The sequence below is a fragment of the uncultured Treponema sp. genome (genome assembly GCF_946187725.1).
GTDB lineage: Bacteria > Spirochaetota > Spirochaetia > Treponematales > Treponemataceae > Treponema_D.
On the sequence record NZ_CAMHSK010000006.1, the window covers coordinates 115858 to 124818 of the forward strand.

The window sequence follows — 8961 nt, forward strand, 5'->3', positions numbered from 1 at the left end:
TAAGAATGAATCTTCCAACGAAAAAAATCATAAAAACAATCGCTGTCATCACACAATTGATTTTATCTCAATTTTTCCTTAGTGCAGAGAATCTCCAGATTGTCATGCCCAAAATCATTTACATTGGTGATACCGCCGAAGTACGCTATATTTTTCATTCTGACGCAGAAATTTTCGGAAAATCATTTCCACTTACCGAAAACACAAGCATCTCTTTGCGCACTGATTTTCACTTCTTCAAGGCAAATGAATCAAATTTTACAGTAACAAACGCAGATATCCGCAGAACAGGTTCAGAATACACTCTCACCATCAATATAATCCCATGGAAAACAGGATTTTGCGTAATTCCGCCATTTAATCTGGCATCACTGGTTCGTTTTTCTCTTGAAAGTGAATATGGAATAGAAACACATTCGGCCATCCCATTCATTGTTTCTCTTTCCCCGATTGAAGTCAAATCTCTGGTACAAAAAACCGGGAATAATTCTTTTATGCCTCAATCAGGTCCGCTCACTCTTCCTGGCACAACACTTTTTCTTGTAATTATAGCCATTGTTTCCCTGATTCTTTTTTCCACGCTCGTATTTGTGATTCTGCATCTTCCGGGAATTGCACGCTTCATTGACAATTTTACCTATCTTTATTCACTTAAAAGAAATTCACGCAAAACAATTAAAAAAATTCTTCTTCTTCAAAAAGATTCTGCCAAAATTCCTTCCGATAAAGATTTTGCCGCCGAACTTCAGCATATTCTTAGGATTTTTCTCAACAAACGCTTCAGCACTGATTTTTCTTCTGTTACAAGTGCAAAAATTCCGCTGCTTTTCACACAAATCATGGGCGGTTCATTAAGCGAAAAACAGGAAGACTGCGTAAACACATTGCTTGAAATCTTCAACAGACTCGATTACATTCGATTCGCCGAAAATGCACATTTCCTCGTCACAGACAAAAACGACGGCACTAACGAAAGAATCGGCCTGACAGAAAGTGCAATACGCCTCATTGAAAATTTTGATTCGGAGGAAGAAGAATGATTCAATTTGAAACCCCATCTGCATTTCTTCTTTTTTTTGCGATTTTTCTTATCCATGTTCTCCGACATTTCGGCATTTTCTCAAAAGTAGCGTTTCCTCTCATTATTTCGGACTGGAACGGAAAATCTTTCGTTTACAAAGATTCTTTCTCAAATGTCGTTTCTATACTGTCAAAACTTCTTGCACACGCAGCCTTTATTTTTCTTGTGATTGCACTTGCGAATCCGATAATCCGTCATCAGGAAAAAGTTTACACTTCACGCGGAACCGACATTCTTTTTGTCCTTGATACAAGTCCATCGATGGCAGCCCGGGATATTTCACTTGTTAACGGAGTTACAACCCGACTTGAAGCCGCAAAACTCGGGATAAAAACGCTTACATCCACCGAAAAAGGAGCTGCTTACGGGCTGGTAGCTATGGCAAGTGAAGCAGCATGTATCGTCCCCCCCACAAATGATTTAGTTTTCTTCGAAAAACGACTTGATTCGCTCAACATCGGTGAATTCGGCGACGGTTCTGCAATTGGAACAGGTTTGACCACGGCCCTTTATCATCTTTCGTCAAGCAAAGCTCCCAAAAAGTGCATCGTTCTGATTACAGACGGTGAAAATAACGCGGGTTCAATTCATCCGGAAACAGCTGCAAATCTTGCCGCCGAAAAGAACATTTCTCTCTACACTTTCGGAATCGGAACAAAAGGAACCGTGCCAATCGAATACACAGACTTGAAAACCGGCAAAATTCACTCAGGATTCTATGAATCAGATTTCGATACAAGACCCCTTGAAGAATTAGCGGCCATTTCTGGAGGGAAATACTTCGGGATTGAGTCAATTGCCTCTCTCTCAGCTTCACTTTCAGAAATTTCGCGCCGGGAAGAAAGCATTCAAACTTTCCATTACCGCTTTTCTGACCAGAACTGTTATGACTTTTTTCTTTTTGCCGCAATGATATTATTCACAGCAACACTGATTATCAAGCGGATTTTTCTCTCGGAGGTTTTGTGATGAATCTTTCGTCTTTCACAATTGAAAAGCCACAGGTTTTGTTGTTCATTTTTGCGATTATTCCGGCAATCTTTTTCATTTTTTTCAGATTCCGAAAAGTAACCAATGCCCTTCAAAATTCGAGTAAATCAGTTCCTGTAAGCCCGCTTGTCAAATCATTGCGATTTGCCGTCACTTTACGGACCTTATTTCTTTGTCTTGCATGGATTTTTGCAGTACTTGCCTTTTCAGGAATTTCGTTTGGTACCAAAAGGATTCCAGTTCACAAGAGCGGCAACAATGTGACTTTCGTTTTCGACATTTCATATTCAATGCTTGCAGGGGACGCACCTCAAAAAATAACCCGCCTTGATGCAATGAAGATATATGCCTCATCACTTCTTGAACAGCTCAATTTTTCGTCATTTTCCGCAGTTCTTGCCAAAGGAGACGGATTTGTAGCTATTCCAGAAACAGAAGATACGGCCCTCATGGAAAATCTCATCCAAAATCTTTCACCCTCGCTCGTTACAGCAACCGGAACTTCACTTGGAAAAGGAATTGAAGCAGCCGTAAACGCGATTCCAACCACTTCATCGAAAGCTCAATATATCTGGGTATTTACAGATGGGGATGAAACTGACAACCTTTTAGAAAAATCAATTGAAACTGCTGCAAGATTCGCAATCCCCGTTTCGATTGTAGGCTTCGGCTCAGAAAATGAATCTGAAATCACTGCAGGAGACGGAAAAACCCGTGTAAAAACGGCACTCCGCTCGAATAAAATAAAAGAAATCTGTGAAAAACTTAATAAACAAACTTATTCAAAACTGCTTTTCAAAAATTCGCCAACAGTTTCATATATTGATTCTCGCGAAAATAGTTCAGCATGGAAACTCTTAAACCAGATTACGACAAAATCTTCTGATGAAGAAAAAACACTGTCGTATGAACTCAAAACTGTAAATCGCCACACTTTTTTTATTTTTTGGGCAGTGTTCTTCTTGATTTTATCTTTTGTTGCGGCAGAATTCAAAGTTTCTTCATTACAAAAAATCAAAAAACTGTTTTCGGCGACAGCAGCTCTCAGCATTCTAGTTTTTTCTTCATGTACAAACGAAAAAAAACAGGTACTGGAAGGAGTTTGGGCCTGGTACGAAGGTAAATACACAAGTGCAACCGCAGACTTCTTGAACACGGCAAACAAAGCCAGGCAAGATCCTCAAACACAACAATATGCCATCTATGATTTAAGCGCTACTTATCTTTCAATGAATGAGCTTGACGCTTCTTTGGAACGCCTTAACCAGTTAAATCTCGATAATAAAGAATTGCCCCCTGATTTAAGAAGTGCAGCATTTTACAATATGGGCGTAATTTATGAACAGCGAAGCGACTACAAACAAGCTGCCGAATGTTTCAAAAAATCAATCCTTGCAGATTCGCGGAATTTAAATGCAAAAGTAAATCTCGAACTTTGTGAACGAGAACTGGTTCAAAAGCAAGTAAAAGCAGCTGAAAGTCTGATGCAAGCAGTAAATGAAGAAAAAGCCGACAAATCCGATATGAAAACTGAATTATTCAATCTTATTCGCAAAAATGAAAGTAAAAAATGGCGAAATATGAGCGAATCATCAAGCAAAGAAGAATCAGGAATTGATTACTGATATTTTTAACAGGAATAAAAGTGCGCCACTTGCATACAACTAAGATTTTCCAGACAAAATAAATTTACTGAAAAAAAATAAAGCCGCCCCTGTAAAAAGGAGCGGCGTCGCATACCGATTTGGATTATGCTTCTGCAGGAGCTTCTGATGCAGCAGCTGCGGCAGCAGCGGCTTTGCTTGCTCTAGCCTCTTTTCGTGCAATATTCTTCAGTTCTGCATTGCAAACTTTGCAAATTTTAACTGTATTGCCATCAATTTCCTTCTCGTAAAGGACTTTGACATTTTCTTTTCCACAGCGTGGACATTTTCCACGACCATGATTTGGTTCTGTGCGAACTCCAGTTCCGCGATGTGCTTTAGACATACTTAACTCCTTAATTTAGCTTATTATTTAGCCTCGCTGGCAGAATCAGTCTTTGCCTTTGATGCAGGAGCTTTTTTTGCAGCTGACTTTTTTGAATCAGCCTTTTTAGCACTTGATGCTTCATCATCACTTGAAGGCAATTTATAGTCAACCAATTCAAGGATTACAACATCAGCAGCATCACCCTGACGGAAACCAAGTTTGAGGATTCGTGTGTAACCACCGTTACGCTCTTTCATGCGTGGTCCAATCTCTGTGAAAAGCTTGTTCAAGATTTTCTCATCCTGAATAAACTTTGCAGCTGTACGACGGTTATGTACAGAATCTACCTTACTACGAGTAATCAATTTTTCAGCAGCTTTACGAACTTCCTTAGCTTTTGCACTAGTTGTCGTAATGCGTTCAAATCTGAAAAGTGATGTTACCATATTGCGAGCCATTGCACGCTGATGTGCTGCTGTTCGTGAAAGTGGATTAAATCCTGTTTTATTTCTCATTGGATTATTCCTTATTGTTCAGTTTGCTCTGTTTGAGCGCCCTGTGCTGGCTTTGTCAAATTAACTGCATTTTTCAAATGGCTGTAATCAGTCATTCCCAAGTTCAAGTTCCATTCCTGAAGCTTTTCCTTGATTTCTGTAAGAGATTTTTTACCAAAGTTTCTTGTTTTGGCAATATCATCTTCAGTTTTGCGAGTCAATTCGCCGATTGTGCGAATATTCGCATTTTTAAGACAATTTGAAGAGCGGACAGAAAGCTCAAGTTCCTCTACAGGAGTATTGAGCAACTGACGAATTTTTTCATCGCCCTCATCAAAATCATCATTTCCAGAAATATCACTGTCATTGAAGTTAACAAATACTGTAAAGTGATCCTTTGCAATTTTTGCAGCCTCCGCCAATGCATCCTCTGGAGTAATTGTTCCATCAGTCCAAACTTCAAGAACAAGTTTGTCATAATCATTTCGCTGACCTACACGGCACGGTTCGATCATGTACTTGACTTTAGAAACAGGTGTAAAGATTGCATCCATCGGAATTGTACCAACAACTTCGATATAATGCTCATTTACTTCTGCCGGAACATATCCTCGTCCCAAGTCTACCTGAATTTCAAACTCAATATGTGCACCTTCCATCATAGTGAAAACTGGCACATCTTTTGTAAGAACTTCAAGATGTCCTTCTCGTTCAAAATCATTGGTCTTTACAGTATCAGGTCCTTTGAATTCAAAGAGAATCGTATCCTGCTCGACATCTTCCGGGAGCTTAACACGCATGAGTTTAAGACTGTTCAAGATTTCCAAAGTATCTTCAGAAACATTAGGAATAGTCTCAAATTCACTAGAAATTACATGTGGAACGCCGTCGGAATCATAAGAAGTAATTCTTACAGAGGTAATCGCATATCCCTGAATAGATGAAAGAAGCACACGTCGAAGTGTATTTCCGATTGTTGTACCAAAACCTGTTTCAAAAGGATAAGCTGTAAACTTTCCGTAATTTGGGTTTGCTTCAAGATGATCGAACTGAACGGTTTTTGGTTTTTTAAAACCCTTCAGCAAGTTTTTACGAGCCATCTGAACTCCTTTTTAAAATATAGAGCCCATACAGGAGCTACTTTTTTATTCAGAAGGTAAACTTCTGACTTCACAACTATCAACAGTAACCATGCCTTTACAGGCACTAAGATAACCGATAACAAAAGTCGTAAGGGCAGGAAATAAGAAAACCTGCCCAAACGAAAAAGCATATCGAAAAAATCTAGTTACATGCGGCGAGTCTTACGAGGACGGCAGCCATTGTGCGGAATTGGTGTAGTATCAGCGATTGATTTTACTTTCAATCCCAAAGCACCAAGAGCACGGACAGCATTCTCGCGACCCATTCCCGGACCCTTCACATAAACATGAACTTCACGAAGTCCATAGCTTACTGCTTTCTGTACTGCCGACTCAGCAACAGACTGTGCAGCAAATGGAGTTGATTTTTTTGCTCCACGGAATCCGAGACCACCTGAAGATGCCCAAGAAAGAGCATTTCCATTCAAGTCTGTAATAGTTACGATAGTATTGTTGAACGTAGCCTGGATATAAACATTTCCCTCGTATACGCTCTTCTTTTCCTTTCGCTTTTTTGCGGTTGCCATTAACTATTTCTCCATCAATCAATCATTATTAGCCGGAAGCTAATTAGACTGCCTTCTTCTTGTTAGCGACAGTCTTCTTCTTGCCTTTACGAGTTCGCGCATTTGTGCGAGTTCGCTGTCCGCGACAAGGCAAGCCTTTTCGATGACGAAGACCACGGTAACAACCGATGTCCATCAAGCGTTTGATGTTAAGACCGATTTCTGAACGGAGATGACCTTCAACCTTGTACTCTGTATCAATCAAAGTACGGATTTTAGCCAATTCGTCCTGATCCAAATCATTCAACATTTTGTTTGGATCAACCTTTGTCTTCTCACAAATTGCCATTGCTGATGAACGACCAATACCGTAAATGTAGGTCAATGCAACAAAGACATGTTTATTTGGGAGATCAACTCCCGCAATTCGAGCCATCTGTTACTCCTTAACCCTGCTTCTGCTTATGTTTTGGGTTCGAACAAATGATACGGATGATTCCGTTTCGTTTGATAACCTTACACTTATCACAGATGGGCTTTACGCTGGTTCGTACTTTCATAAAAGTCCCCCTGGGGATGATAGTATACTTCGCTTGAATCATGGCAGTTCGCAATGAACTACAATTCAAGTCCGATGAGTATACCACAAATCCCCAAACTTATTCTACAGGAAAACCAAAAAATTTCGTAAATTCTTATAAATTCTAACGTTTTTTTACCGATAGAATGTTTTAAATCCTACAAATTTCTTGATCTTAATTTACCTTTCTTAACAAGACCATCTGCATGGTGCATTTTAAGAAGAGCTTCAATCTGGCTCATTGTATCCAAGTCAACACCAACCAAAATCAAGAGCGAGGTGCCTCCCATCAACATAGAAATTGACTGCGGGAAACCAAAAAGATTCTGGATGATTGTCGGCAAAACTGCGATAGCAGCAAGATAAAGTGAACCAGGCAATACAAGCCTATTCAGAACTTTCTGCATATATTCTTCTGTTTTGTCAGTCCTGATTCCAGGAATAGAACCACCATTCTCTCGAATATTCTTTGCGATTTCTGTGGGGTTCAGGGTTACCTGTGTGTAGAAGTATGCAAAGAAGATTATAAGAAGGACAAGAAGGATATTGTAGAGCCAGCCTGTTGGATTTAACTTAGCAGAAAGCGAAGCAATCCAGCGAGCTGAGTTCTGGTTGTTACCAAGACTAGAAACAATCTGCAACGGGAAAGTCAAGAATGAAGAAGCAAAGATGACAGGAATAACTCCCGAAGGATTGATTTTGAATGGAATGTATGTGCTCTGACCGCCATACATTTTTCGACCAACTACACGCTTCGCATAGTGAACTGGAATCTTTCGTTCGCCAGACTGTTCATAAACAACAAAGGCAATAATTCCAATAAACATAAGCAAAACGATGATTACGAATACAGGGTTAAGAGAACCGTCAGCAACTCGATTGCGAAGTTCAAGAACTGCATGAGGCAAGCGAGCTACGATACCTGCGAAAATCAACATAGAAATGCCGTTTCCAATTCCGCGGGCTGTAATCTGGTCTCCAAGCCAAATCGTAATCATTGCACCTGTTGTGACAGTGAGCATTGCAAGCAACTTGAATGCAACAGGATTCTCGAGTGCAATCGCACCCGGAATACTAGCTGCATATACTGTTACAGCCAAAGACTGAATCAAGCAAACAAATACTGTACCGATTCGAGTCCAAGCTGCAACTTTGCGCTGACCACCATCTTCCTGAGCTGCACGCTTAAGGGATGGGAAAATAATCAACGCAAGCTGCAAGATAATCTGTGTAGAAACATATGGCATTACACCAAGCATGAACACAGAGAAATTAGAGAATGCACCACCGGCAAAGAAGTCCATGTAACTGGCAAACGCGTTTTTGTTATGCTTTGCAAGTTCCTCAAAATAATTTACAAGAACCTGAGCATTGATTCCCGGAATAGTAAGAACACATCCAAGACGAAAAACAACGAGTACTACAAAAGTAAAGAAAAGACGATCTCGCAATTCTTTAATTCTGAACATATTTGCAATTGGATTGTTTGCCATGCCTTTCTCCAAAGACTACTTTTTTTTATTTTGTTTCAGTTGAATCAGCTTCAGAAGTCTTTACAGAACCACCAGCTTTTTCAATCTTAGCTCTTGCAGAAGCAGAAACTTTATCTACATCAACTGTAAGGTTCTTTGTCAAATCCCCGTCACCAAGGATTTTAACCAGTTTTCTTACTGACTTAACCAAGCCTTTTGCAACAAGAGTTTCTTTGTTTACAGTGTCTCCGGCAGAGAATTTAGCTTCAAGGCTAGAAACATTAACAACATCGTACTCTTTCTTGAAAGGATAGTTAGAGAAACCACGATGTGCGATTCGGCGATAAAGTGGCATCTGACCACCTTCGAATCCTACATATGGAACAGCAGAACCAGAACGAGACTGCTGACCTTTGTTTCCCTTACCTGCTGTTGTACCAAGTCCAGAAGAAGAACCTCGTCCTACTCTCTTAGGCTTTTTATTAGCGCCCTCTGGGGCATGCAAAAGAAAATCAGACATTATTCAGCCTCCTCTACTTTAACAAGGTGTGCGACAGCGTCAACCATACCGAGAACGGCTGGTGTAGCTTCCTGAACGACTGAAGAGCTAATCTTTTTAAGACCAAGACTGCGGACAGTAGCCTTTTTTTCAGGTTTCTGACCGATAACGCTCTTTACGAGAGTAATTTTAATTTTCTTAGCCATAATTAACCCCACATATCCTG

The 8961-nt window shown here is 40.1% G+C and carries 12 protein-coding genes; 3 read left to right on the forward strand and 9 right to left on the reverse strand.

The annotated features are described in order from the left end of the window. Window positions 1-5 precede the first annotated feature (5 nt). The 3 genes from Q0Q74_RS04290 to Q0Q74_RS04300 are packed head-to-tail and all read left to right on the forward strand — an operon-like array spanning window position 6 to window position 3696. Window positions 6-1040, forward strand: coding sequence for a hypothetical protein (locus Q0Q74_RS04290; protein ID WP_294428866.1), 1035 nt, complete (start codon window positions 6-8; stop codon window positions 1038-1040). Next, entirely contained in the window at window positions 1037-2050 is a 1014-nt protein-coding gene (locus Q0Q74_RS04295) for a VWA domain-containing protein (protein ID WP_294428867.1), read from the forward strand. The genes Q0Q74_RS04290 and Q0Q74_RS04295 overlap by 4 nt, the downstream gene beginning before the upstream one ends. Further along, the gene (locus tag Q0Q74_RS04300) at window positions 2050-3696 is read left to right on the forward strand and encodes a VWA domain-containing protein (RefSeq protein ID WP_294428868.1); all 1647 of its coding nucleotides are present in this window, start codon (window positions 2050-2052) and stop codon (window positions 3694-3696) included. The genes Q0Q74_RS04295 and Q0Q74_RS04300 overlap by 1 nt, the downstream gene beginning before the upstream one ends. Before the next feature lie 124 nt (window positions 3697-3820). Here Q0Q74_RS04300 and Q0Q74_RS04305 read toward each other — a convergent pair whose 3' ends face one another. From Q0Q74_RS04305 to rpmD, 9 genes are all read right to left on the reverse strand, one after another. Continuing rightward, window positions 3821-4060, reverse strand: coding sequence for a hypothetical protein (locus Q0Q74_RS04305; RefSeq protein ID WP_294428869.1), 240 nt, complete (start codon window positions 4058-4060; stop codon window positions 3821-3823). A 23-nt stretch (window positions 4061-4083) separates the two neighbouring features. Further along, window positions 4084-4557: a 50S ribosomal protein L17 gene (gene rplQ, locus Q0Q74_RS04310; protein WP_294428870.1), complete on the reverse strand. Its 474-nt coding sequence runs from the start codon at window positions 4555-4557 to the stop codon at window positions 4084-4086. Window positions 4558-4568: 11 nt separating this feature from the next. Further along, the gene (locus Q0Q74_RS04315; RefSeq protein ID WP_294428872.1) at window positions 4569-5636 is read right to left on the reverse strand and encodes a DNA-directed RNA polymerase subunit alpha; all 1068 of its coding nucleotides are present in this window, start codon (window positions 5634-5636) and stop codon (window positions 4569-4571) included. A gap of 188 nt (window positions 5637-5824) precedes the next feature. Then, window positions 5825-6205, reverse strand: a complete 381-nt coding sequence (gene rpsK, locus Q0Q74_RS04320) for a 30S ribosomal protein S11 (RefSeq protein WP_294428874.1) — start codon at window positions 6203-6205, stop codon at window positions 5825-5827. A 43-nt stretch (window positions 6206-6248) separates the two neighbouring features. Then, entirely contained in the window at window positions 6249-6620 is a 372-nt protein-coding gene (gene rpsM / locus Q0Q74_RS04325; RefSeq protein ID WP_294428875.1) for a 30S ribosomal protein S13, read from the reverse strand. Window positions 6621-6630: 10 nt separating this feature from the next. Further along, window positions 6631-6744, reverse strand: coding sequence for a 50S ribosomal protein L36 (rpmJ, locus tag Q0Q74_RS04330; RefSeq protein ID WP_184660867.1), 114 nt, complete (start codon window positions 6742-6744; stop codon window positions 6631-6633). Window positions 6745-6922: 178 nt separating this feature from the next. Then, window positions 6923-8257 (reverse strand): preprotein translocase subunit SecY, encoded by a 1335-nt coding sequence (gene secY / locus Q0Q74_RS04335; protein WP_294428882.1) that lies wholly within the window; start codon window positions 8255-8257, stop codon window positions 6923-6925. A gap of 25 nt (window positions 8258-8282) precedes the next feature. Then, window positions 8283-8756, reverse strand: a complete 474-nt coding sequence (rplO, locus tag Q0Q74_RS04340; RefSeq protein ID WP_294428884.1) for a 50S ribosomal protein L15 — start codon at window positions 8754-8756, stop codon at window positions 8283-8285. Next, complete coding sequence (gene rpmD, locus Q0Q74_RS04345) at window positions 8756-8941, reverse strand: 50S ribosomal protein L30 (RefSeq protein WP_294428892.1); 186 nt, start codon at window positions 8939-8941, stop codon at window positions 8756-8758. The genes rplO and rpmD overlap by 1 nt, the downstream gene beginning before the upstream one ends. Between the last annotated feature and the right edge of the window lie 20 nt (window positions 8942-8961).

What these genes read in the sequence shown, in the direction of transcription:
- rpsK (WP_294428874.1), bottom strand. Translation starts at nt 6,205, where the DNA reads ATGGCAACCGCAAAAAAGCGAAAGGAAAAGAAGAGCGTATACGAGGGA.
- secY (WP_294428882.1), bottom strand. Translation starts at nt 8,257, where the DNA reads ATGGCAAACAATCCAATTGCAAATATGTTCAGAATTAAAGAATTGCGA.
- Q0Q74_RS04300 (WP_294428868.1), top strand. Translation starts at nt 2,050, where the DNA reads ATGAATCTTTCGTCTTTCACAATTGAAAAGCCACAGGTTTTGTTGTTC.
- rplO (WP_294428884.1), bottom strand. Translation starts at nt 8,756, where the DNA reads ATGTCTGATTTTCTTTTGCATGCCCCAGAGGGCGCTAATAAAAAGCCT.
- rplQ (WP_294428870.1), bottom strand. Translation starts at nt 4,557, where the DNA reads ATGAGAAATAAAACAGGATTTAATCCACTTTCACGAACAGCAGCACAT.
- rpsM (WP_294428875.1), bottom strand. Translation starts at nt 6,620, where the DNA reads ATGGCTCGAATTGCGGGAGTTGATCTCCCAAATAAACATGTCTTTGTT.
- rpmJ (WP_184660867.1), bottom strand. Translation starts at nt 6,744, where the DNA reads ATGAAAGTACGAACCAGCGTAAAGCCCATCTGTGATAAGTGTAAGGTT.
- rpmD (WP_294428892.1), bottom strand. Translation starts at nt 8,941, where the DNA reads ATGGCTAAGAAAATTAAAATTACTCTCGTAAAGAGCGTTATCGGTCAG.
- Q0Q74_RS04305 (WP_294428869.1), bottom strand. Translation starts at nt 4,060, where the DNA reads ATGTCTAAAGCACATCGCGGAACTGGAGTTCGCACAGAACCAAATCAT.
- Q0Q74_RS04295 (WP_294428867.1), top strand. Translation starts at nt 1,037, where the DNA reads ATGATTCAATTTGAAACCCCATCTGCATTTCTTCTTTTTTTTGCGATT.
- Q0Q74_RS04290 (WP_294428866.1), top strand. Translation starts at nt 6, where the DNA reads ATGAATCTTCCAACGAAAAAAATCATAAAAACAATCGCTGTCATCACA.
- Q0Q74_RS04315 (WP_294428872.1), bottom strand. Translation starts at nt 5,636, where the DNA reads ATGGCTCGTAAAAACTTGCTGAAGGGTTTTAAAAAACCAAAAACCGTT.